Annotated in this window: 21 protein-coding genes; 8 read left to right on the plus strand and 13 right to left on the minus strand. The window is 64.4% G+C overall.

The genetic code is table 11. From position 1 onward, the window contains the following. The first annotated feature begins 12 nt into the window (after positions 1-12). The 4 genes from ABIC75_RS09655 to ABIC75_RS09670 all read left to right on the plus strand — a co-directional run bounded on the left by ABIC75_RS09655 (position 13) and on the right by ABIC75_RS09670 (position 7,353). Entirely contained in the window at positions 13-2,910 is a 2,898-nt protein-coding gene (locus ABIC75_RS09655) for a TonB-dependent receptor domain-containing protein (protein WP_354013610.1), read from the plus strand. A 105-nt stretch (positions 2,911-3,015) separates the two neighbouring features. Beyond that, positions 3,016-4,851 (plus strand): tetratricopeptide repeat-containing sulfotransferase family protein, encoded by a 1,836-nt coding sequence (locus tag ABIC75_RS09660; RefSeq protein WP_354013611.1) that lies wholly within the window; start codon positions 3,016-3,018, stop codon positions 4,849-4,851. 7 nt (positions 4,852-4,858) lie between these two features. After that, complete coding sequence (locus ABIC75_RS09665) at positions 4,859-5,575, plus strand: hypothetical protein (protein ID WP_354013612.1); 717 nt, start codon at positions 4,859-4,861, stop codon at positions 5,573-5,575. A 746-nt stretch (positions 5,576-6,321) separates the two neighbouring features. Further along, positions 6,322-7,353 carry a hypothetical protein gene (locus tag ABIC75_RS09670; RefSeq protein WP_354013613.1) on the plus strand — a complete coding sequence of 344 codons (1,032 nt, stop codon included), beginning with the start codon at positions 6,322-6,324 and terminating at the stop codon, positions 7,351-7,353. Positions 7,354-7,413: 60 nt separating this feature from the next. Here the strand turns inward: ABIC75_RS09670 and lpdA are convergent, their stop codons facing one another. The 4 genes from lpdA to ABIC75_RS09690 all read right to left on the minus strand — a co-directional run bounded on the left by lpdA (position 7,414) and on the right by ABIC75_RS09690 (position 13,003). Then, positions 7,414-9,198, minus strand: coding sequence for a dihydrolipoyl dehydrogenase (gene lpdA, locus ABIC75_RS09675; protein ID WP_354013614.1), 1,785 nt, complete (start codon positions 9,196-9,198; stop codon positions 7,414-7,416). Between the two features lie 104 nt (positions 9,199-9,302). After that, positions 9,303-11,000, minus strand: a complete 1,698-nt coding sequence (gene aceF / locus ABIC75_RS09680; RefSeq protein WP_354013615.1) for a dihydrolipoyllysine-residue acetyltransferase — start codon at positions 10,998-11,000, stop codon at positions 9,303-9,305. A gap of 195 nt (positions 11,001-11,195) precedes the next feature. Beyond that, on the minus strand, positions 11,196-12,029 hold the full coding sequence (locus tag ABIC75_RS09685; protein WP_354013616.1) for a mechanosensitive ion channel family protein: 834 nt from the start codon (positions 12,027-12,029) through the stop codon (positions 11,196-11,198). A gap of 137 nt (positions 12,030-12,166) precedes the next feature. After that, positions 12,167-13,003, minus strand: a complete 837-nt coding sequence (locus ABIC75_RS09690; protein ID WP_354013617.1) for a DUF2884 family protein — start codon at positions 13,001-13,003, stop codon at positions 12,167-12,169. A gap of 197 nt (positions 13,004-13,200) precedes the next feature. Here ABIC75_RS09690 and ABIC75_RS09695 point away from each other — a divergent pair, with 197 nt between their 5' ends. Together ABIC75_RS09695 and ABIC75_RS09700 are read left to right on the plus strand one after the other, a co-directional pair. Continuing rightward, the gene (locus tag ABIC75_RS09695; protein WP_354013618.1) at positions 13,201-14,859 is read left to right on the plus strand and encodes an FAD-binding dehydrogenase; all 1,659 of its coding nucleotides are present in this window, start codon (positions 13,201-13,203) and stop codon (positions 14,857-14,859) included. After that, positions 14,856-15,884, plus strand: coding sequence for a 2-dehydropantoate 2-reductase (locus tag ABIC75_RS09700; protein ID WP_354013619.1), 1,029 nt, complete (start codon positions 14,856-14,858; stop codon positions 15,882-15,884). The genes ABIC75_RS09695 and ABIC75_RS09700 overlap by 4 nt, the downstream gene beginning before the upstream one ends. Positions 15,885-15,890: 6 nt before the next feature. On the opposite strand, the gene ABIC75_RS09705 is transcribed toward ABIC75_RS09700, so the two are convergent. From ABIC75_RS09705 to ABIC75_RS09745, 9 genes are all read right to left on the minus strand, one after another. Next, positions 15,891-17,114 carry a low temperature requirement protein A gene (locus ABIC75_RS09705; protein ID WP_354013620.1) on the minus strand — a complete coding sequence of 408 codons (1,224 nt, stop codon included), beginning with the start codon at positions 17,112-17,114 and terminating at the stop codon, positions 15,891-15,893. A 62-nt stretch (positions 17,115-17,176) separates the two neighbouring features. Further along, on the minus strand, positions 17,177-17,494 hold the full coding sequence (locus ABIC75_RS09710; protein WP_354013621.1) for a DUF2845 domain-containing protein: 318 nt from the start codon (positions 17,492-17,494) through the stop codon (positions 17,177-17,179). Between the two features lie 144 nt (positions 17,495-17,638). After that, on the minus strand, positions 17,639-17,911 hold the full coding sequence (locus ABIC75_RS09715) for a DUF2845 domain-containing protein (RefSeq protein WP_354013622.1): 273 nt from the start codon (positions 17,909-17,911) through the stop codon (positions 17,639-17,641). A gap of 26 nt (positions 17,912-17,937) precedes the next feature. Further along, positions 17,938-18,513: a DUF924 family protein gene (locus tag ABIC75_RS09720; protein ID WP_354013623.1), complete on the minus strand. Its 576-nt coding sequence runs from the start codon at positions 18,511-18,513 to the stop codon at positions 17,938-17,940. A gap of 27 nt (positions 18,514-18,540) precedes the next feature. Further along, positions 18,541-18,975 carry a PA2169 family four-helix-bundle protein gene (locus ABIC75_RS09725; protein ID WP_354013624.1) on the minus strand — a complete coding sequence of 145 codons (435 nt, stop codon included), beginning with the start codon at positions 18,973-18,975 and terminating at the stop codon, positions 18,541-18,543. A 109-nt stretch (positions 18,976-19,084) separates the two neighbouring features. Beyond that, complete coding sequence (locus tag ABIC75_RS09730; protein ID WP_354013625.1) at positions 19,085-19,837, minus strand: DUF2884 family protein; 753 nt, start codon at positions 19,835-19,837, stop codon at positions 19,085-19,087. Positions 19,838-19,915: 78 nt separating this feature from the next. After that, positions 19,916-20,470, minus strand: coding sequence for a hypothetical protein (locus tag ABIC75_RS09735; RefSeq protein WP_354013626.1), 555 nt, complete (start codon positions 20,468-20,470; stop codon positions 19,916-19,918). Continuing rightward, entirely contained in the window at positions 20,470-21,015 is a 546-nt protein-coding gene (locus tag ABIC75_RS09740; RefSeq protein ID WP_354013627.1) for a peroxiredoxin, read from the minus strand. The genes ABIC75_RS09735 and ABIC75_RS09740 overlap by 1 nt, the downstream gene beginning before the upstream one ends. 94 nt (positions 21,016-21,109) lie before the next feature. Then, on the minus strand, positions 21,110-21,568 hold the full coding sequence (locus ABIC75_RS09745) for a hypothetical protein (protein ID WP_354013628.1): 459 nt from the start codon (positions 21,566-21,568) through the stop codon (positions 21,110-21,112). A gap of 385 nt (positions 21,569-21,953) precedes the next feature. Between ABIC75_RS09745 and ABIC75_RS09750 the strand changes: the two genes are divergently transcribed. Continuing rightward, the gene (locus ABIC75_RS09750; RefSeq protein ID WP_354013629.1) at positions 21,954-22,370 is read left to right on the plus strand and encodes a universal stress protein; all 417 of its coding nucleotides are present in this window, start codon (positions 21,954-21,956) and stop codon (positions 22,368-22,370) included. A gap of 138 nt (positions 22,371-22,508) precedes the next feature. Beyond that, a complete protein-coding gene (locus ABIC75_RS09755) occupies positions 22,509-23,330 on the plus strand; it encodes a ferritin-like domain-containing protein (RefSeq protein WP_354013630.1) in 822 nt (273 codons plus the stop codon). Positions 23,331-23,380: the final 50 nt, after the last annotated feature.

A 23,380-nucleotide genomic window follows, 5' to 3' on the forward strand; every position in this document is an offset into this window, starting at 1 on the left:
GGGGAGACAACCATGCAGTCCAATTACAATCGTCTATCGATAGCGGTACGTTTGGCGCTTTCTGTGGGTATCGCTTCAACGGCCGTGATGGCCCAGGCCGAGGACGTCGCCAACAAGGACGCATCGAGCGACCAAGCTCAAACGAACGCACAGAGTCAGGGCACCACCGACCAGTCAGCGACCAAGGCCACGGCCAAGACGCTTACCGCCGTGTCGGTGACCGGCTCGCTGATTCGCCGCGTCGACGCGGAAACCGCCAACCCGGTGGTGACCATCGATCGCTCGGCCATCACCAATAACGGCTCGCCCACCCTGGGTAACGTGATCCAGCAGCTGCCCAGCGTTTCGGGCAACGCAACCAATACGCAGAACAACAGCAACGGCGGCGGCGTGGCCAGCCCGACGCTGGAAGGCGGCGACGGCGCAGCACGCGTATCGCTGCGCGGCCTGGGTACCGATCGCACCCTGGTGCTGATCGACGGCCAGCGCCTGGCCAACCCCGACCTCAACATGATTCCGCAGAACATGATCGAGCGCGTGGACGTGCTGGCCAACGGTGCCTCCACGGTCTATGGCTCGGATGCGGTCGGCGGCGTGGTGAACTTCATCCTGCGCAAGGACTACAAGGGCGCCGAGCTGAGCGTCAACGATGGTATTTCCTCGCACGGCGACGGCCAGCGTCATGGTGGCCAGTTCACCGTGGGCGCCACCGGTGACCAAGGCAACATCGTGGCCGGCATCGACTACAACAAGCAGGATCCGGTGATCGCCACGCGCCGCAGCTTCTCGGCGCACCAGCTGTCGCTGTACAGCTCTGGCCCGCAGATCTCCGGCTCGCACACGGTTCCCACCGGCAAGTTCCAGCTGCCTGCCGGCAACCCCAATCTGCCTGCAGGTTGCACCTCCGGCCTGCTCACGCTGGCCAGCGGCAACGGCAGCAGCCCCAGTGACTACCGCTGCTTCAACAACGCCAGCGACGTCTACAACTACAACGCGTACAACTACATCCAGACCCAGTCCGAGCGCACCAATCTGTTCGTGCTCGGCAATTACAAGATCAACGATCACGTCACCTTCTTCGGCGATGCGTTCTATAACCACACGCATTCGTCGGGCCAGGACGCGCCCGCACCCACGAGCGGCAGCGACGGCTGGTCCGTGGCCGCGAACAATCCGAACAACCCGTTCGGCGTGCCGTTCGGTGATCCGGCGGTTCCCGGCAACAACCTGATCAGCACGCGCCTCACCGGCGTGGGCGCTCGCGTGCACACCTTCAGCACCGACAATGCGCAGGTCAATGCCGGTCTGCGTGGCGACTTCGGCGGCAGCAACTCCTGGATCTGGGACGCCAGCGTCGACTACGGCCGCACGCATCGCGTGCAGACCAACTTCAACGAGGTGAATATCCCCGCGCTGCAGGCGGCGATCGACGCCGGCGCCAATATCTTCGATCAGGCCGACCCTGCGGTGAGCGCGCAGCTTGCCAAGGGCGTTAGCAACCCGGTCTACGCGATGACGCAGACCATGAAGCAGGTGCAGGCCAACGCCTCGGGCGGCCTGTGGGATCTGCCGGCCGGCACCATGCAGCTGTCCACCGGCGTGCTGTATCGCAAGAACACGATGGATTACACCGTCACCAGCGATGCCTTGCTCGACGTTTCAAAGGGCACGTGCGTGGTGTTGCAGGAAGCCTGCGGCTCCCCGGCCAGCGGCAGCATCAACGTGAAGGAAATCTACGCCGAAACGCTGATCCCGCTGCTCTCCGAACAGCCCTGGGCGTACTCGTTGAACGTGGACCTTGGTGTGCGCACGTCCAACTACAGCACCACGGGCACCACCACCAACGGCAAGTTCGCGGTGGAATATCGCCCGATCCAGGACCTGCTCGTCCGCGGCACCGTTTCGCAGGTGTTCCGTGCGCCGAACCTGGACGAACTGTATGACGGTCAGACCATCACCAACCCGACGGTCAACGACCCGTGCTACAACCTGACGGCGGCCCAGCTGCAGCAGCACGCGGCAGCCTGTCAGTTCATGCCGCCCAACACCAACTACACCAGCACGCTCAACACGCAGATCGCGGGTCACTACTCGGGTGCGGCGACGGTGGGCAGCACGCTGAAGCCGGAGAAGGGCAAGTCCTATGACCTGGGCTTCGTCTATTCGCCGAGCTGGCTGGAAGGCGCGTCGGGCACGGTGGACCTGTGGCGCATCACGCTCAAGGACATGCTGACCATCATTCAGGCACAGACCGTGCTGAATGAGTGCTACGCCGACAACGGCAGCCCGTACTGCCCCTTCATCAACCGCTACGGCGCCGCCACCTCGATCCCGGGTGGCATCAACTACGTCAACACGCCATACGTCAACCTGGGCAACCTCAGCACCAGCGGCGTCGACTTCACGTTGAACTACGCCATCCCGCACTTCGACGTGGGCAGCATCAACCCCGGCAACTTCAAGACGTCGCTCAGTGGTACGTATATCGATACGTTCAAGAATGACGCCACGCCGGGCGCACCGGGTGCCGAGACGATCAACTATGCGGGCACCTACACCCAGCAATTCGGCAACATCAGCCGCTGGCGCGGTGCGCTGACTCTGAACTGGGCACTGGGCAACTGGAGCGCCCAGTGGCAGAGCCGCTACATCAACCACCTGAAGAACCTCACTTCCTACGCCGATACCGGACAGGCCGTGGCCATGCCGATGGGTGGGATCACGTACCACAACATCCAGGTGGGCTACGAGTGGCCGACCATCCACACGAAGTTCGACCTGGGCATCGACAACCTCAGTGGCCGCATCCCGCCGCTGGTGTACCAGAACGGCCTGAACTACAACGTCGATACGGCAACGTATGACGTGCTGGGCCGCTACTACTGGGCACGCGCTACAGTGAAGTTCTAAGCGAAGAAAGACGTGTGGCCGCAGCACTTGCTGCGGCCACACCGCTGTTAAGATCAGGCGATGAGCACGTCTACACACTCATCGCCTTCACCACTGGCGGCAAGCATGCTTGTCGCTTACAACGCCGGCGACATGCCGCGCGTACTCGCCTTGGGCCAGGCTGCCGGCGAACTCTCTTCGGTCGATGACACCGTCCTGCTTCTGCTCAGTGCCGCGCAACAGGCCACGGGGCATGTCGATGACGCCCTCATGGCTTGCCGCGAACTAACCCGGCGTCGCCCGGACGTCTCCGAATACTGGAACAACCTCGGCATCGTCGCCCGGCAGGCAGCGGACGAGCACCTTGCCGAACAGGCGCTGCGCAAGGCCATTGAACTGGCACCGCGCGAACCGGAGGTGCATTACAACCTCGGGCTGCTCTACGCGCAGCAACAGCGCTGGCTGATCGCACGCGAAACTCTGCTGGAGTCGGTAAGCCTTGCACCCGGCTTCATCGAGGCACGCCTTCAGGCGGCCTACGCCTGCCATTTCTGCGGTGACACACGGGGCGCAGAGGTCATGCTGGAAGGCGCCGACGCGTGGCCGCCGCAGGCGGCCGACCAAGCGTTGATTCTCGCCACCATCCTGTCGAGCCTGGGCTACCAGGACACGGCATTCCGCACGCTCGCCCAGGCCATCCTGCCCAATGGTCCGGAACGGGTCTCGCTGGATCGACGCATCACAGCGCTACGCGCCTCCATGCACGAACGCAGCAATCGGCTGGACGAGGCCCGCGCTGAGTTGACCCAGTTGCCACTGAGCATGTTGACCGCCTTACCAACCAGCGAGTGGGAACTGCGCCATGCCGGCATCCAGGTGCATGCAAGCGTGGCGTCCCGCCAAGGCGAACGCGATCACGCGGCCCAGCTGTTCCACCAGTTGCAGCACGAACGCAGCGACGCCCATCTGCAGGCCAATGCCGCCTTCAGCCTTGCCGGGATACGCGACAAGCAGGGCCGACATGACGAAGCGTGGCAGGTGCTGCATGAGGCACATGCAGCGCAACTGCGCTTCGCCAGCGATTTCGTTCCCGAACTTCTCCTCGAAGGCAGCCAGCCTCTGGACATGGCGGAACACACCGTCAGCCGCCTGGAACACGATCGCTGGTCATCGCTGCACGCGCTGCGCAGCGATGCGAGCCCGGTGTTCGTGGTGGGCTTTCCACGCTCGGGCACCACGCTGCTTGAGCAGATGCTCGACGCGCATCCTCACTTTCGCTCGATGGATGAGCGCGCCTTCATCTACGAACTGATCAAGCGCATGCAGCTTGCCGGGCAGTCGTATCCGGCGGACCTCGCCACGCTGACGCAGGCCAACGTGGATCAGCTCCGCAGCATCTATGCCGACGTGGTGCGGCGAGTCGTGCCAGACCTGGGAGAGCGGCAGCTGGTCGACAAGAATCCGCTCAACATGCTGTGCCTCCCGATGATCATGCGATTGTTCCCCGAGGCTCGCATTGTTCTGTGCCTTCGCCACCCCTGCGACGTGCTGCTGAGTTGCTACATGCAGCCCTTTCGCTCACCCGCGTTCATGGTGTTGTGTTCGTCGTTGCAGCGACTGGCGAAGGGCTATGTCGATGCTTTCGAGCAATGGTTTCGCCATGTCGAGATCTTCGCGCCACGCGTGTTGGAATGGCGCTACGAGTCAGTCGTGAGCCGCTTCGATGAACACGTCGTGCGCCTGGGTCAGTTTCTCGATGTGGAAGATGCCTCGCCCATGGCTCGCTTTGCCGAGCACGCCCGGAGCAAGGGCTACATCAGCACGCCGAGCTACGCACAGGTCACGGAAGGCATTCATCGCAAGGCAGTGAACCGCTGGCATGCCTATCGCGAACACTTCGAACCCGTATTGCCCATTCTGCAGCCCATGATGGAAAGGCTGGGCTACAGCATCACACCTTGAATGCGGCGTGCCCGCTGCGCCGCGCGTCTACATGCTTGCAATGGATGATTTCAACATGCATTTCGAAGTGCCCAAAGTGAAGATGCATTCGCTGCGCGAATTCCTGCAGCACTACCTGATGATCGTCCTCAGCATCCTCACCGCGCTCGGTCTGGAACAGTGGATCGAGAACGCGCACCATCGGCACGCCGCCGAGTATGCGAGCACGCAGATCGACTCGGAGCTCGACACCATGCTGCGCGACATCCAGGCAGCCATCCAGACCGACGAGAACAAGCTCGCGCCGTTGGTGGCGATGGACAAGGCCATCAACGATGACGTGCAGAAGGGCCTGCCCGACGCCGAGATCAACAAGCACATCCGCCAGCTGAGCGGTGGTTTCCGGCTCAGCATCAACTGGCCAGCATTCAACACGCAGGCCTGGGACGTGGCCGTTGCCAACCAGTCCGCCACGTGGATCGATGTCGAGCGCCTGCACCGGTACACGGCCGCTTATGCGGCAGTGCGCGACGCCGCCAGTTGGACCACGCACAACGCCACCGTTGCACTCGATGCCCCGCGCATGGTCGACCTGCAGACGCGCATCAGCCTCGGCAAGGACGTCGACCCGGTGGAATTTCTCAGCGTGTCGCAGCAGATGATCAACAGCTCGAAGGAAACCATCGCTTATCTGATGGACGCATCCACGCCGCTCAAAAAGGCATTGGCCAAAGCCGAACATTGATCCGCTTCGATGGGAGGCGATGGCTCGCGCTTCCCTACTTCATGCGGGGGCCGGACTCGCAGGAAAAGCGGCGTGCCGCGATCGCCAGATCGCAGCGCATATGCAACGCAGCATGGCGATATGGCGACCACACAGGCAGACCATGTCGCGCAGCCGCGCGCGCCAAACGTCCGGCGTCGAAAGACTTCACGCATCGATCACAACACCAATCGATGATCCGCGCAAAGTGCGGAACACATCACAGAAACCGATCGCCTCACAAAAATGGCTTGTTTTAAGCGCTTTTTTGCTGCATGTGCGATGCGTGCTTAAGCATGTTTTCCATGCATCATGAGGACGAAATGGTGCTCGTGCAATTTTGCGACGACTCGGAAATCGGATTCACTGCGTGCACGCAACCTGCAAAGAATAACTTCTTAGTTCTCAACAGCTCGCATCGCTTTGATCGATGCAACGCTCGCTGTCGAATTGCTTACAGCGAACAACGCACTTTTTTTCGATTTGCAACCGCGATTTTTATGCGTTACCAAACCGGGCAGAGCACTCGCCGTCATCGGGTTTTCGAGTGTTCGTGATCGAAACGTGATCGCTCCAACTCCTTCCGCCCGGAAGGATCAACGCAACCGCAAGAGAAGGCGCCGCAACGCTCCGTTGCCGGCGTGAGGGTTAGTTGTTGCCTGTCATCGGCCACCGGAATTCCCCGGGGCCGACATCCACAGCTATTCGCGTACCAGGGAGAAAATTCAATGCGTGCACAAACCAAGATTGCGCTTCTCGCAGGCCTGATCGCCGCCGCCTGTATTCCTGCCGTGGTTTCCGCCCAGACCGCAAACCGTATCGGTTCGCTGGAAGAACAAGCTCAGGCCAGTTGGCGCGAGAGCATGGCGCACATCGCCACGCCAGCCGAAGGCTGTTTCGAAGCGACCTATCCCAGCGTCATCTGGCATCAGTCGGCTTGCCATGAATTGGTGCCGCGCGTGGCGCCGGTGCCGCGCTTCAAGCTGTTCAACAGCGGCGCCGCGCAAACCGCCGGCAACGGCAACGACTACACGCTGCAGAGCAGCAGCCTCATCACCCAGGCCGTGGGCACCTTCCCGTCGGTGACGGGCGTGACGTCCGAGAAGGGCGTCGGCGTAGCGGCTTACGGCGGCGGTGGCATTCTCGGCCCGAACGAGTACTCGCTGCAGATCAATTCGAGCTTTGACGACACCACGTCGGTCTGTAAGAGCCACTCGGGTTGCACGGTGTGGCAGCAGTTCGTCTATGCGCCCGACTACGAGGTGCAAGGCTCCGCGGCCGTCTTCATGCAGTACTGGCTGATCGGCTGGGGCAGCTCGCGTTGCCCGAGCGGCTTCGGCAGCGACGGTGAAGGCGATTGCTACAAGAACAGCGCCGCCGCCACCGCGCCGGACGTAGCCGCCACGCAGCTGGCCAACGTAAAGCTTACCGGCACCGTCACCTCGGGCGGCAACGACACTGTGGTGTTCACCAACGGCACCAAGGCCTACAGCTCCAGCGGCAAGGACAGCGTGCTGTTGCTGGCGTCGGTGTGGAAAGTCGGCGAGTTCAACGTGGTCGGCAATGCGGGCGGTTCGGAAGCGCAGTTCAACAGTGGCTCGTCCATCACCGTGAAGCTCGCCGTGAACAACGGCTCCACCAGCGCCCCGTCGTGCGTTGCCAACTCCGGCTCCACCGGCGAGAGCAACAACCTCAACCTCGGCGCATGTTCGACGTCCGGCGGCTCCACGCCGTCCATCCAGTTCACCGAATCGAACTGATCTCGGCAAAAAAAGAGCCCGGAATTCCCGGGCTCTTTTCTTTTCGCTCGATGATCCCGCTTATTTTTTCTTCTTCGGGATGTAGAGATCGGTAATGGTGCCTTCGTAGACTTCAGCGGCCATGCCCACCGACTCGCCCAACGTGGGATGCGGATGGATGGTGAGGCCGATGTCGGCCGCTTCGGCGCCCATCTCGATGGCCAGGCACAGTTCGCTGATCAGGTCGCCCGCGTGCGGGCCGACAATGCCGGCGCCCACGATGCGGTGGGTTTCCTCGTCGAAGATCAACTTGGTGAAGCCTTCGGTGCGATCAATGCCGATGGCGCGACCGCTGGCGGCCCACGGGAACTTGCCCACGCCGATCTTCAGGCCCTTTTCCTTCGCCTCGCGCTCGGTCACGCCGACCCAAGCAATTTCCGGATCGGTGAAGGCGACCGACGGAATCACGCGAGCGTCGAAATAGCTCTTCATGCCCGCCACGACTTCCGCCGCCACACGCGCTTCGTGCGTGGCCTTGTGCGCCAGCATGGGCTGGCCGACGAGATCGCCGATGGCGTAGATGTGCGGCACGTTGGTGCGCATCTGCGTGTCGACGTTGATGAAGCCGCGATCGGTTACCGCCACGCCGGCCTTGTCCGCGCCGATCTTGTTGCCGTTGGGCGAGCGGCCCACGGCGACCAGCACGCGGTCGAACACGGTGGTTTCGGGAATGCTCTCGCCTTCGTAGCTGACCTCAATGCCCTTCTTGGTGGCCTTGGCTTCCACCACCTTGGTCTTGAGGTGCACGCCCTTGAGCTTCTTGGCCAGGCGCTGCGCGAGCGGCTTGATGAGATCTGCATCGGCGCCGGGGATCAGCTGATCCATGAATTCGACGACGGTCACTTCGCTGCCGAGCGCGGAATACACCGTCGCCATTTCCAGGCCGATGATGCCGCCGCCGACCACCAGCAACTTTTTCGGCACGTCCTTCAGTTCCAGCGCGCCGGTGGAGTCGATGATGCGCTCGTCGTCCCACGGGAACGCCAGCAGGCGCACGGCCTGCGAGCCGGCGGCGATGATGGCGTTCTCGAAGCGGAGCAGCTTGGTGCCTTCAGCCGTCTGGACTTCCATTTCGTTGGGCGACACGAAGGTGCCCACGCCCTGCACGGTGCGCACCTTGCGCTGCTTGGCCATGCTGGCCAGACCGCCGGTGAGCTTGCCGACCACCTTGGTCTTGAAGTCGCGCAGCTTGTCGAGGTCGAGCTTGGGCGCACCAAAGGTAACGCCGTGCGCGGCCATGGCTTCGGCTTCGTCGATCACCGCCGCGGCATGCAGCAGCGCCTTGGACGGAATGCAGCCCACGTTGAGGCACACGCCACCGAGCGACGCGTAGCGTTCGACCAACACGGTGTCGACGTCGAGATCGGCCGCACGGAAAGCCGCGGTGTAGCCACCCGGGCCGGAGCCGAGCACGACGAGCTTGCACTCGATGTCGGGCGTACGGCCCGAAGCGCCAGCGGCCTTCGGTACCGGTGCAGCGGGCGCGGCGGCCGGAGCGGGTGCAGCAACGGGAGCCGGCGCCGGTGCAGCGGCTGCCTTGGGCGCTTCCGCCTTGGCAGCGCCATCGGCGACTTCGAGCACGGCAATTACCGCGCCTTCGGACACTTCGTCGCCTACCTTGACCTTCAGCTCCTTGATCACGCCAGCGGCGCTCGACGGAATTTCCATCGTGGCCTTGTCCGACTCGAGCGTGATCAGGCTTTGTTCCTTGGTGACGGTGTCGCCAACCTTCACCAGCACCTCGATCACCGGCACGTTGTCGTGGCCGCCGATGTCGGGGACTTTGATTTCGATGGTGCTTGCCATGGGGGAATCCTTGAATTTCTTTTCGCTACGCAGTGAGGGACCGACGCAAGATTGCCCCCTCACCCCAGCCCTCTCCCTTCTGGGGAGAGGGAGCTAAGAGCGCGTCAGAGCAGCAGGCGGCGGATGTCGCCCAGCTGCTGTGCGAGGAAGGAAGCGAAGCGCGCGGCGAGCGCGCCGTCGATCACGCGGTGGTCGTAGCTCAGCGACAACGGCAGGATCAGGCGCGGGGCGAATTCCTTGCCGTTCCACACCGGCTTCATGGCCGCCTTGGACACGCCAAGAATGGCCACTTCCGGTGCGTTGACGATCGGCGTGAACGAAGTACCGCCGATACCGCCCAGCGAGGAGATGGAGAAGCAGCCACCCGACATGTCGTTCGGGCCGAGCTTCTTGTCGCGCGCCTTCTTGGAGATCTCGCCCAGCTCGGTGGCCAGATCCAGCAGGCCCTTCTTGTCGCAGTCGCGGATCACCGGCACCACCAGGCCATCGGGCGTGTCCACCGCGATGCCGATGTGGAAGTACTTCTTCAGGGTCAGCTTCTCGCCGGTGACGTCCAGCGACGAGTTGAACTGCGGGAATTTCTTCAGCGCTGCGACCACCGCCTTGATCTGGAACACCAGCGGGGTGATCTTGAGATCCTTGTTCTCTTCGCCGAGCTTCTTGCGGAAGGCTTCCAGCTCGGTGATGTCGGCGTCTTCGTGCTGGGTGACGTGCGGGATCATCGCCCAGTTGCGCGCGAGGTTGGCACCCGAGATCTTCTGGATGCGCGACAGCGGCTTCTCTTCGATCTCGCCGAACTTGCTGAAGTCGACCTTCGGCCACGGCAGCAGGTTGAGGCCACCGCCGGTTGCCACGGGTGCACCGGTGGGGCGTGCGCCGGAGGCCAGCGCGTGCTTGACGTAACCGGTGACGTCTTCGCGCTGGATGCGGCCGCTGCGACCGGTGCCCTTCACCTGGCGCACATCCACACCCAGCTCACGCGCGAAGGCGCGGATGGCGGGGCTGGCGTACGGGGCGTCGCCCGGCATGATGATGCCGGCGTCGAACGGCGGACGCGCGGTGGGCGCCACATCGCCCTCGGGCGCATTGCCCGGCAGCACGCTGCGGCCACCGACAGGCTCGGGCTTTTCCTCGACCGTGGGTGCTGCAACCTTGGCGGCGGCCGGCGCGGGAGCGGGAGCCGGCGCAGCGGCGGCGGGCGCGCCACCGGCGGCTTCCACCAGCGCGATCACGCTGCCTTCGGAAAGCTCATCGCCCAGCTTGACCTTCAGTTCCTTCACCACGCCCGCGAACGGGGCCGGCACTTCCATGGTGGCCTTGTCCGATTCCAGCGTGATCAGGCTCTGGTCCTTGGCGATGGTGTCGCCCACCTTCACCAGGATCTCGATGACCGGCACACCTTCGCTGCCAATGTCCGGCACCTTCACTTCCTGCACGGCACCGCCGCCAGCGGGAGCCGCGGCAGGCGCCGGAGCGGGCGCCGGCGCAGCTGGTGCAGCCTTGGCGGGGGCTTCGGCCTTGGCCGGAGCGGCAGCCTGCTTGGGAGCGGGTGCGGCAGCCTCGCCTTCAACCTCGATGATGGCGATCAGCGTGCCTTCGGACGCTTCGTCACCCACCTTCAGCTTGATTTCCTTCACCGTGCCTGCGAACGGGGCCGGCACTTCCATGGTCGCCTTGTCCGACTCCAGCGTGACCAGCCCTTGTTCCTTGGCCACCTTGTCGCCGGGTTTCACCAGCACTTCGATTACCGGCACGTTTTCGCTACCGATATCGGGGACGCGTGCTTCTTTAAGGTCGGCCATGGTTTCTCCTACGGATGGCGATGGCGAGCCGGCGGGGATGACGGCCGCTTAAGGTGTTCAATCATAGCGAACGAGACCCCCTTCTGGACGGTTTTGGATCGTTTGAAGCGACCATTCGCATACGTATGCAAGACTTTGGTAGCGCGGTTTTGCGCGTTTCGGCAGCGCGATATCTCGCCGCTGCATTCCACTTCGTCAGGTGGTCTGCTCCGGCGGCCGTCCCTGCAGCAGCACGAACGGTTGCTGCGGCGCCCCGAGGCTGATGCCCTCGGCGTCGAAACGCTCCTTCAGCGCGCGCAGCAGGTCGGTCTGCGCGCCCCAGCCGTCGGTGCTGTTGGTATAGGCACGCAGCACCAGCATCACGCCGCTGTCGCCCAGGCTTTCGGTCCACACGCCCGGCGCAGGATCTTTCAGGATGCGCGGATCGGCGGCAAACAAGCTGCGGATCAGCTCCATCGCCTTGCCGATGTCGTCCTTGTAGCCGATGCGCAGCTTCGACTCGAAACGGCGCGTGCCGCGGCGATTGAAATTGATGATCGCATCCGAACCGATCTTGGCATTGGGCACCACGGCCTCGCGGTTGTCGGGCATGGTCAGCAACGTGTGCATCAGGCTCAGGGTTTCCACCGTGCCTTCCACGCCACCGGCCTGGATGTAATCGCCCACGCGAAACGGACGAAAGACGATCAGCAACACACCCCACGCGAGGTTGCTGAGCGAGCCCTGCAAGGCCAGGCCAATGGCCAAACCACCCGCGCCCAGTGCGGCCACCAGCGGCGCCGACGGCACGCCGGCCTGCTGCAGGGCCATCACGATCAGCAGCGCGATCAGCACGCCATAGATGAGATTGCGCAGAAAGCCGCTGAGCGTGATGTCGACATTCGCCCGCTGCATGGCGCGCTGCGCGATGTTGGCCATCCGCGCCGCCAGCCACAGGCCGATCAGCAGCAGGAGCAGCGCCAGGCCGATATTGATGAGCGTGGCGATGGTGGCGTCGGAAAGCGGCAGGCGGGCGAGAAGATCGTGCATGGAGGGCGGTACTCGCAAGGAAAAAACCCAGCGAGCCTAGCAGTCCATCAATCAAGGTTCCGTTGTGCGCACATAAAGCGACCGCGCCGGGGGAGCCGACGCGGCCGAATGTCGAGCAGGGGAGCTCCGACGAAGGATCAGTGCGTGGAATCGCCTCCGCCGGCGCGCGCACTGTCCGAGGCTGTGATCAGCTTCTTGTTGTCTTTGTTGTCGTACGCCAGCAGTTGCAGGCGCGAGCCGTCCTGCAGGCGGAACTGGAACTGTCGTTGCAAGGCATCGAGCGAACTCAGCCGCGGGCACAGCGCATCCGCGCGCTTGTCCAGTTCGCTCGCCCGCTTGTTCACTTCGCGGTCGATGCTCTTGTCGAGCGAATTGGCGCGCGCTTCCAGCGCAGCCACCTTGCTCTCGTCGCCCGAGAGCGCCGCCGACACCGCCTGCCCGGCCACCTTGGAAACCAGGTCGGAGACGGAATTCTCGACGCTCTTGGCCACGACCTCTTCCATGTCGTCCGATTTCCACACGCCCTTGCCCAGGCCGTCGTCGATGCGCGCCAATGCCAGGCGATGGTTTTCGTCGAGGCGTCCCACCATGCGGCGACGCTCGTCCTCGTTCTCGGCGAAGGTCACGAGCACGGTGCGCATCGCGGCGAAGCCGATGTTCACGCCCTCGCGCGCGATGTCCGCCACTTCCGGCAACAGCTGGCGAACCTGCTGCTCGTAATCGCGCAGGCGGGCCGCATCGTCGCTGGTCACGGCCACGTCGCGGCCGTCCACGCGCAGGCGGCCATCGTGCATGAACACGTCGACCGGCCGGCCGTTGTCACGGTGGAACCCGATGCCGTTGGCCATCACCTGCACGTCGTAGGCAGTGGAATAGCCGCAATGGTCGCCGTGCACCTGCAGCTCATGCGCGTGCACCGAGCCGCCCAGCGCCAGTCCTGCCGCCATCGCGCAAGCCATCATGGTGGTACGCATCTCGTTCCCCTCCGTGTGCCACGTTCCGCGGCCCTCGAAAGTCACGATGCAGCACAGCATGACAACGCGGCATGGGCCTGTGGTCATGCCGTGCCAAGGGTCATGCGGGACTTCTGGGCTATGACGCAGCGCGCATAGGAATGCTTCGGCGGGCACGCTAAGTTCCGAAGACGCAAATCGCCACGGGGAGGCGGGTAATGCGGGATGGTTGCGATGTGGTCGTGGTGGGAGCCGGCCTCGCCGGGCTGGTGGCCGCCACGGAGCTGGCCGATGCCGGCAAGCGCGTGCTGGTGCTGGAGCAGGAACCGGAACAAAGCCTGGGGGGACAGGCGTTCTGGTCGTTCGGTGGCTTGTTCTTCGTCGATTCGCCGGAACAGCGGCGCATGGGCGTGCGCGATTCGCACGCACTGGCCCTGGCCGACTGGATGGGCACGGCGGCATTCGATCGTCCAGAAGACGCCTGGCCGCGGCGCTGGGCCGAGGCGTATGTGAATTTCGCCGCGGGCGAGAAGCGCGCGTGGCTGCATGCGATGGGCATGCGCTGGTTTCCCGTGGTGGGCTGGGCCGAACGTGGCGGCCACGGTTCCATCGGCCACGGCAATTCGGTGCCGCGCTTCCACGTGACCTGGGGCACCGGCCCGGGGGTGATCGAACCCTTCGTGCGACGTGCGCGCCAGGCACAGGAGAAAGGCCTGCTGCAATTCGGCTTTCGCCATCGCGTGGACGAGTTGATCGTGGAAGGCGGCGCCGTGGTCGGCGTGCGCGGCAGCGTGCTGGCCGCCGACGGCATGGAGCGCGGCAAGCCAAGCTCGCGCGATGTGCAGCATGGCTTCGAACAGCGTGCGCAAGCGGTGATCGTGGCCTCGGGCGGCATCGGCGGCAATCACGCGCTGGTTCGCAAGAACTGGCCGGAACGTCTCGGGCCCGCGCCCGCGCACATGTTGTGCGGCGTGCCGGCGCACGTGGACGGTCGCATGCTGGGCATCAGCGAAAACATCGGCGCGCGGCTGATCAATCGCGATCGCATGTGGCACTACGTGGAGGGCATCGAGAACTGGAATCCGATCTGGCCCAAGCATGCCATCCGCATTCTTCCGGGCCCGTCGTCGTTCTGGTTCGATGCCGCCGGCAACCGTCTGCCCGGACCGCTGTGGCCCGGCTTCGACACGCTGGGCACGCTGGAACATCTGCGCCGCACTGGATACGACTACAGCTGGTTCATCCTCGACCAGCAGATCATTCGTCGCGAGTTCGCGCTGTCGGGCTCGGAACAGAACCCCGATCTCACCGGCAAGAGCTGGCGACAAGTAGCCAAGCGCGCGGTCGGCAAGGGCGCGCCTGCGCCGGTGGAAGCGTTCAAGCAGCACGGCCGCGACTTCATCGTGCGCAACACGCTGGAGGAACTCGTCGCCGGCATGAATACGCTGGCCGGCAACGCGCTGCTCGACGTCGCGCACCTTCGCCAGGAAATCGAAGCGCGCGATCGCCAGTTCGACAACCCGTACGCGAAGGACGGCCAGGTGATGGCCATCCACAATGCGCGTCGCTATCGCGGCGATAAGCTGGTGCGCGTGGCCAAGCCGCATCGCGTGCTGGATCCCGCGAACGGCCCGCTCATCGCAGTGCGCCTGAACATCCTTACGCGCAAGACACTCGGCGGCCTGGAAACCGATCTCGATGCGCGCGTGCTTGGCCACGACGGGCAACCGATGCCCGGCCTGTACGCCGTGGGCGAAGCGGCAGGTTTCGGCGGCGGTGGATTGCATGGCTATCGCGCGCTGGAAGGCAGCTTCCTCGGCGGCTGCCTGTTTTCCGGGCGCATTGCCGGTCGCGCCGCGGCGGCAGCCGTCGCATGAGCGTGCATGCCCTGCCCCGCATTGCGATCTACGGCGCCGGCAGCGTGGGCGGCTATCTCGGCGCCCGCCTGCACGACAACGCACGCATCACCTGCATCGGCCGCCGCCGCGTCATAGACGCGTGGCGCATCCATGGCGGGCTGGACTGGAGCGACCTGCAAGGCGCACACGAACATGTGACCACGCGCGACGTGGAATTGCAGGTCGATCCCTTCGCCGCGGCCAAGGCGCATCTGGTGCTGGTCACGGTGAAATCGTCGGCTACCGAAACGGTGGCGCGCGAACTGGCCGAAGTCATCGCGCCGGGCGTGCCGGTGGTGAGTTTCCAGAACGGGCTGCACAACGCGGCGATCCTGCGCGATGCGCTGCCCGGGCACCCGGTGATCGCTGGCATGGTGCCGTTCAATGTGCTGCAGCGTGTTCCCGGCGATTTCCATCAAGGCTCGGGAGGCGAGTTGATGGTCGAGGCGCATGATGCACTCGCCGCTTTCCTGCCGATCTTCGAAGCATCCGGCCTGCCCTTGCTCGCGCGTCAGGACATGCCCGCCGTGCTCGCCGCCAAATTGCTGCTCAATCTCAACAACGCCATCAATGCACTGGCCAACGTGCCGTTGAAGGAAGAACTCGCTCAGCGCAACTGGCGTCACTGCCTGGCGCTGGCGCAGCGCGAGGCGCTCGCGGTGTTCGCCGCGGCCGGCATCCATCCGGCCAAGCTCACGCCGCTGCCGCCCCAATGGCTTCCACGCGTGCTGGACATGCCGGATGCGTGGTTCCGTCGTCTCGCTTCGCGCCTGTTGGCGATCGATCCGGTGGCGCGCTCGTCCATGTGGGAAGACCTGGAGCGCGGCCGTCCTACCGAGGTCGATGTGATCAACGGGGAAGTGGTGCGTCTCGCCCAGTCGCACCACGTCGGCGCGCCGGTGAATGCGCGACTGGTCGAACTGATTCATGCGGCGGAACAGGCTCGACGCCCGTGGACGGCGCAGGAACTGCTCGACGATTTGGAAAGCCGCGCTACACCGTAGGCACCGTCACTCGTGCGAAGGGCCCGCGTACAGCTCGCGTCGCAGGTTGCGCAAGGACAGGGTTTCCCATATCGCCACTACCACCAGCACCACCGTGGTGGCCGCCGCGAGCGTCGCCACCGACAACGCGTGCGCCGGCCACACAAGCACCAGCAGCAAACCCAGTCCCACCAGGTGCGAGAGTGGCAGGTTGGTGTGGTTCACCGTTTTCTTGAACAGCGCGTTGCCCAGCAGATAGAGCGCCGGGCCGCCGAGCAGCACGGCGATCTGCGCGGTCTCCGCAACGGCATGAGGATGCGCCAGGCTCAACTCGTCGCCCACGGCACAGGCCACGATGCCCGCGACGATCAGCAAATGCAGATAGGTATAGCCAAGCCGCGCGGTGCGGCCGGGGTCGCTCGATTCGCGAATGGAACGACTACCCCGTTCCACGCCGATGTCGAAATAGATCCACCACATCGCCACGCAACCGATGAAGGCCATGACGAAGGCGAGCCACACATCCGCGGTACGCGCACCTTCCGCAAAACTGCTGCCCATCACCACCACCGATTCGCCCAGCGCGATGATCACGAACAGGCTGCATCGTTCGGCCAGATGACCACCTTCCACATCCCATTCGCGCGACGTGGAGCGCCCTAGGCCCGGCACATAGAAGAACGCGGCAGGGCCCAGGTATTCGATGCCCAGTGCCAGCACCCACCATGCCAGCCGTGTGTCGCTTGAGCCGAGACCTCCTACTACCCAGAGCACGCCGGTTACCGCCAGCCATAGCGTGATGCGATAGAAATTGAGACGCGCCGCCAGCGACGAATGGCGCAGCGCCCAGACCATGAAAAGCGAGCGCCCGACCTGCATGGACGCATAGGCGCCGGCGAACAGCAGGCCATGGTTGTCGAACGCTTCCGGCAACGCCACCGACAACAACAGGCCGCCGAACATCAGCGCCAACACCAGCAGGCGCACGGCGAAGCGGTCGGGATCGAGCCAGTTGGTGATCCATCCCGTGAAGATCCACACCCACCACACAGCCAGGAACAGCAGCAGCACGTGCACGGCGCCGAGGACGCTCAGGTCGCCCAGCAAGGTGTGGGAGAGCTGCGTCACGGCGTAGACGAACACCAGATCGAAGAACAGCTCGATGTTGGTGACCTTGCCGTGCGTACCCGGCTGGCGCGGCCGCAACAGATTGTTCGAGTGGCTCTGTGCAGTGTGAGTCATCTCAGACATGGCGCGATCTCCCCGGAATCGCACCTCTTATCGCACAGGCGGCCCCTATGCCGCCACGGTGCTCAGCGCCCGTCGTCGCGAATGGACGCGACCCTGCCATCGGCCACCACGATGGTGACGATGCGGTTGCCTTGTCGGTACTGCCACTGCTCGCCGCCGGACGAGGACGACTTGCGTCCCTTGCCCTTCTTGCCACCGGAGCGACCGCCCGAGTCGGCCTTGGCATGCGTGCGATACGACGGCTTGCCGAGCAGCTCCGTCACCCGCGTGGCGCTGTCGCCCACTACCAGCACCTGGCTGCCCACCCGCAACGTTCCACTGCCCGCGTGAACCACGCAGGCGAACAACAGACTGCCCAGAAAACCGATGGATCGCCGCATCGCTCGATGTCCTTTTCCCATGCGCTTGGCGCGGAAAAGTCACCTTAGCGATGCATCACCGCGCAACGGCATGCGTTGGAGGCCGTGGCGACGTGTCGGCAGCGTTCGCGCGCTGCCGTCGTACGAGCGAATGCGGCTTGCCGATCAACGCGAGCGATCGGCGATGTCCGACACCTTGCCGTTGATGATGGTGATGATGACCACGCGCCCGTCGTCGCGCATGTACTGCCAACGCTCACCCTGGTAGCCGCCGAAGTCGCTTTGCACGGGCTCCTTGAAGTCCGGCTTGCCCATCAGCTGCATGGCGTGCACGGCGCTGTCGCCTACGGTCAGCACCTCGCTGCCCACGCGATAGGTGTTGGCCGCATGGGCGGACGCACTCAGCAAGAGCAGGGCAATGAGGAGATAGCGGCGCATGATGAACTCCGTGTCGTCGGTGACGCTCAGAAACCCGCGCCCGGGGTCGCCAGATACGCCTGCTCCGCAGACGTATCGACACGACCAAGCACGGCGTTGCGATGGGGAAATCGGCCGAACTGCTCTATCACATCGTGGTGTCGGCGGGCGTAATCAAGGAAGTTCTGATAACGCGGACGCTCCGCCGCCGGCTGACTCGCCACCAGCCCTTCGAACAGATGCACGCAATGCTTCTGCAGCACCGGGCTTTCCGCATGTTCGAGCGGCATATAGGCGAACACGCGCTGCATCGGCGTCAGTTGCTGGTCGTGGCCGCGCGCGATGCCTTTGAGCGCAAGCACTTGCGTGCCGGGGTCGCCTGACCAGGCGCGGGCATCGTTGCGGTAGAGGTTGCGGCTGAACTGGTCGCGCACGATCAGCAGCGCCAGCCAACCTTCGGGCGTGTCGGCCCAGTCATCGAGATCGCCGCGCAGCGCGGCCTGGAGCGTGTCGCCGAAGCGCTCGCCAATGGCCGCATCGAACGCGTCGTTACGCTCGTACCAGTGCGGCTCGGCGTCGCTGGCAAACCAGAAATTCAGCACGTCCGCAGGGGTCGACGGCACACGCGCTCCTCATCGATGAGCGGCCGGTCAACCGTGGGTGGTGCCGGCCAGGCAGTGCATATCCTTGTGGATGCCGTGCAGCCGCGACAACTGGACTCTCAGCACACGCGCCGAGTCATCCGAGGCCCGCGCCATCTGGCGCTCGAAGCTTTTCAGCAGCGCGCATTCGTTGCGTGCGAGGCAGTGGACCCAGGCCGAATCGCGATTGGACGCCATGCCCGTCATCATCTCGGCCAGCGCACTGCGCACGGCACCGGCGAGCGTGCCATGGCTGGCCGGCGTGCGGCCGGTGGCATGCACCTGGGCCTGCAGGTCGCCGATCAGCGCGTCGAGCGTATGCAGGTTTTCGGCCAGTAGCGCCTGCAGCCCGGGCTCGCGCACCTGGGCGAGCGCCCGACGGTACAGATCCCGGTCATCGATGCCCTGGCGAATGAGGGCGTTGTAGTGCGATGCCTGCGACACGAGGTCGCCTCCTGACGGCCAAAAACGACTGCGGGTGCCATCCTCTGCCTTCGCCACTTAGCGGGACGTTAACCCCGGGCGAAAGATGACTCCTCGCTCAGCCCAGGTTTTACTGACCTACTTCAAGCAGATTCAGCGGCTGGCCACCCGCCCCGCGTATGCCCTGCTGCAGCTCGGCCAGCCGCTGGACTGCCGGGCACAGGGCCTGAATCTGCGGCGCGAGGGCCTGCATGCGCTGCTCCAGACGGGGCCGGAGCTGGGTAGTGAGGTCCGAGGCGGTGTCGCGCAGGTTGGCGGCGGCCTGCAGGTCACCGGTCATGGCGGCATTCACGGCCTGCTGCCCCAGGTCGTTGGCCAGCAGGGGCATCAGGTCGGAGGCCAGCTGATTGGCGTACTGGTCGGCGAGATTGCCCTGCCAGTCACGGGTGCTGTTGCTCGCGGCGATGCGCTGCTTGAGTTCCACGGCACGGGCCGCGACGCGGCGGTCGAGCTCGGCACGTGTGGCCGGATCGAGCGAAAGCCGGGCGCCTTCGTCATGCATGGCGGCGGCCAGCATGTCCACGCCATTGGCCGCCACCGCCTTCGCGCGCGGCGCGAGGGCGCGCAATTCGCGTTCGAACAGGGCCAGGCGGTCCTGATCGTCAGGGCGCAGGGAGACGCCGGTGCCCTCCGTGCGCAGGGTTCCGTCGCGCAGCTCCACCTGGCGCGGCAACGGCTGCGGACGGTCGAACTGGAGACGGTCGGGCGTGATCGTCAGGTCATAGCTGCTGGTGGCGTGGCAGGTGGTCGCCAGATCCTGCGCATGCAGGGCCGCGCAGGCCAGCGACAGGGAAGTGATAAGCGACAGGCGACGCAGAAGCATGGGAAAACCCGGAAGAAACGGTGCCGCAGCGATAACCTGCGCTGCGGCAACCGCACCTGAATCGCGCGTTGCGCGCACTCAGCGCAGCTTGCGGAACTGGGCGCGTACCTGCGGCTGCCCCAGCCACCAGGCCAGCCACAGCAGCACGGGCACGCAGGCCGCCTTGATCGCCAGCGCCATCAGGAACGCGCGGTGCATATGGGCGAGCGCCATCTGCGAGGCCGTATCCAGCGAGGTCTGCGCGTCGGTCATCGCCACTTCCTGGCTGAATTCGCGCCAATGCGCAAACAGCAGCACGCCGCCGACCAGACCCCAGCCCACCGCCAGCAGCACGCTGGCCGCCTGCAGCGACACACGTGCCCAGGATTGGCGAAGAATGGCGCCCGCGCAGATCACCACCAGCGCGAACGACGCGATGAAATACACCACGTCCCACGCCAGCATCTTGTGCAGTTCCAGGATGTCGCCGGTGTTCGACGCCGGCAGCGGCTGCAGCGTGCGCCACACCTGCTGGGCGTGCAGCAGGTATTGCAGGCAGCCGTATGCGGCCAACAGCAACATCAGCCACACCAGGATGCGCCAGAGCGTGAAACCGTCGCGGCGACCCGATTCCACGCGTGCCATCAGCGGCATCAGGAAGCGGCCTTCAGCGTGGCCAGATCCGCCAGCACCTGTGCGGAATTCTTCTCCGGGTCCACGTCCTGATAGACCTTGGCGATCTTGCCCTGCGGATCGATCAGGAAGGTGGTGCGGCGCGCGTACTTGAAGCCCATCTTGGAAGCGAGCACGCCATAGGCCTGCGCCGTCTTGCTGTCGGCGTCGGAAAGCAGCGGAAACGGCACGTGGTACTTGGCCGCGAAATCGGCGTGCGACTTCACATCGTCCAGGCTCACGCCCAGCACGTCGGCGCCCTGCTGACGCAGCTTGGCCACGTCGTCGCGGAAGGCGCAGACCTCGGTGGTGCAGCCGGGCGTGAAGTCCTTGGGATAGAAATACAGCACGACCCAGTGGCCCTTGTGATCGGCGGGCGTGTGCCACTTGCCGTTCTGGTCCTGCAGGTGGAAATCAGGCGCCATCTGCCCGGCCTGCGGCATGGTGGATGCGGGTTCGTCGGCATAGGCGGGCGCGAGCAGCCCCACCAAAAGACTCAACATCAGCAAGAGCGACAGGCGACGCATAAGGGCACTCCATGTGGAAAACCAGCAGAGTGTACGCGCTACAAAACAAAGGGCGCCACGCGGCGCCCCTTGTCGTCTGCAAACACCGGGGGGCTTATTCCCTGGTGATGGAGAACTGGCCCACCGAAACGCCGAGGTTGATGCCCTCGCCGCTGCCATGCAGCGCCAGCGACACCGTGCCCTTGGTGAGCACCTGGGCTTCGCCCGTCTTCACCACACCCGCCTCGGCACCAGCCTGCGCGTAGTCACCGAACACGTCGTTGATGCCGCGCACGTGGGTGATGTCGCCCTTGCCGTTGTCAATGCGATATTTGCCGGCCGTCAGGCCACCGCCGTTCAACGAGATCTTCACCTTGGCGCGCTCGCCGTTGCTGCACACCACGGTGCCGCTGCCGGAGGCATGCTTGTAGATGGCTGACCAACCGGAAAGGCTGAAGGAGAGATCGCATTTCACTTCGGCTTCGGCTGCCCGCGCAGTGGACACCGGCGCTGCCGACATCGCACCGGCACAAGCCAGGACCAGAGCCGCCATACCCATCGTACGCTTGATCATCTTCATCTCCTTGCAGTGAATGAGAACCTCGGACAACGCCGCCACTGTGATCGGCCAGGCGCTTGCAGATGCCCGCCGTAGCCCCCTCCATCGTCGGCAGTGTCCGTGAACGCGATGTGGAATTCGCTGGACGCTTCGTTAACGGCGCAACACTGGACGCTGTCGTCTGGCTTAAAAAAGCGAGCTGCACCCGCACGTTGCGCCACCCGCAAGCGCATTGGCACGGCGTTTCAAGAAACGCGGGTGTTCGATGCAGATGACTCGCACAAGCAACCGTAGCGCCCGCGTGCGACGAGGATTACGCTGGAGGCGAGTCCTGGAAAAACGCAGGGAACCTTGCTTCGCACAACTCGGAAGCAACGCCTGCCGCAGCACGAGGTAGCGCATGGTCAAGTATTCGCTGGTCGGCTACGACGGCTCCGCCACATCGCAACGCGCCGTACGTTTTGCCGTGCAACTGGCGCAGGCCGCCGGTGGACGCGTGCGCGTGGTGTCCGTGCTGCAAGTGACTGAAGGCAGCGCCGATACCTGTCCCCTGATGATGACCGACCAGGGCGGCAAGCGTTGTTCCCAGTTGCTCGAGGAAGTGAAGGAGCTCGTGCCGGGATCGGCAGCGCTGATCGACGCCGAAGTGGTGCGCGGCACTCCCGGCGACGTGCTGCTGGAACAGGTACGCAGCCACGGCATCGATCACATCGTGATCGGCCACACCGAACGCGGCGCGCTGGCACGCTGGCTGCTTGGCTCGGTCTCCAGCGACGTCCTGGAACGGGCCCACGTGCCGGTGACCGTGGTGCGCTGAGTTCTTGCGATGTGCGCCGGGTCGGCGCTCGTTAATCCCGCGTCGCCATCTCATCGTATGCTGTCACACGATCGTCATGCCGGGCTGGCGCCGCGTCCGCGTCGAGCCAGCCCTTTGGCCCCGCACAGGAATGTCCGCGTGAGTTACGCCCAATCGTTGCCCTGGACCCTCGACAGTCTGGATTTCAGCCGCATTGAAATCCAGCGCGTACGCCAGAACGAAGACCTTTTCTTCCTGCTGTGCAGCGCCTCGTTCGTCGAGAGCGGTTCCGACCTTTATACGCACAACCTGGTCGACCACTTCGCCGGGGACGAGGCATTGCAGACCTGGCTGAGCCAGCACTGGGAACACGAGGAACTGCAGCACGGCCGCGCCCTCGCCGCCTACGTGAAAACCGTGTGGCCGGAATTCGACTGGGACAAGGGCTTCGCCGCGTTCTGGGCCGAGTACGGCGCGGTGTGCACCGCCGAGCAACTGGAATCCAGCCGTGGCCTGGAGCTCGCCGCACGATGCGTGGTGGAAACCGGCACGGCCAGTCTCTACCGCGCGCTCAACGACATCACCGACGAGCCCGTGCTCAAGCAGCTCACCGGCCACATCAAGAGCGACGAAGTGCGCCACTACAAGCATTTCTACCAGCACTACCGCCTCTATCGCGAACGCGAAGGCTTCGGCCGCTACAAGGTGTTCCGCGCCATCCTGCGCCGCGTCAACGAGATCCGCAGCGAGGACAGCGACATCGCGCTGCGCCACGTGTTCGACCAGTGCTATCCGCAGCACAAGGACAATCACGCGGAGTTCAAGCGCATCACGGGGCGGGCCCAGGATCTGCTGCGCAGGAATATTCCTGCCGAGATGACGGTGAAGATGTTGCTCAAGCCGCTGGAGTTGCCGCCGCGGTTGCAGAATGCGATGGAGAAGCCGTTGGCGAAGTTGGCGGAGAGGCTGTTTCTCAATTGACGGGTGCGTCGGCTGAGTTATCGCCGGCGCGTTGCGTGCGATGCAAAGTT

This window comes from Dyella japonica, assembly GCF_040545895.1.
Classification (GTDB): domain Bacteria; phylum Pseudomonadota; class Gammaproteobacteria; order Xanthomonadales; family Rhodanobacteraceae; genus Dyella; species Dyella japonica_D.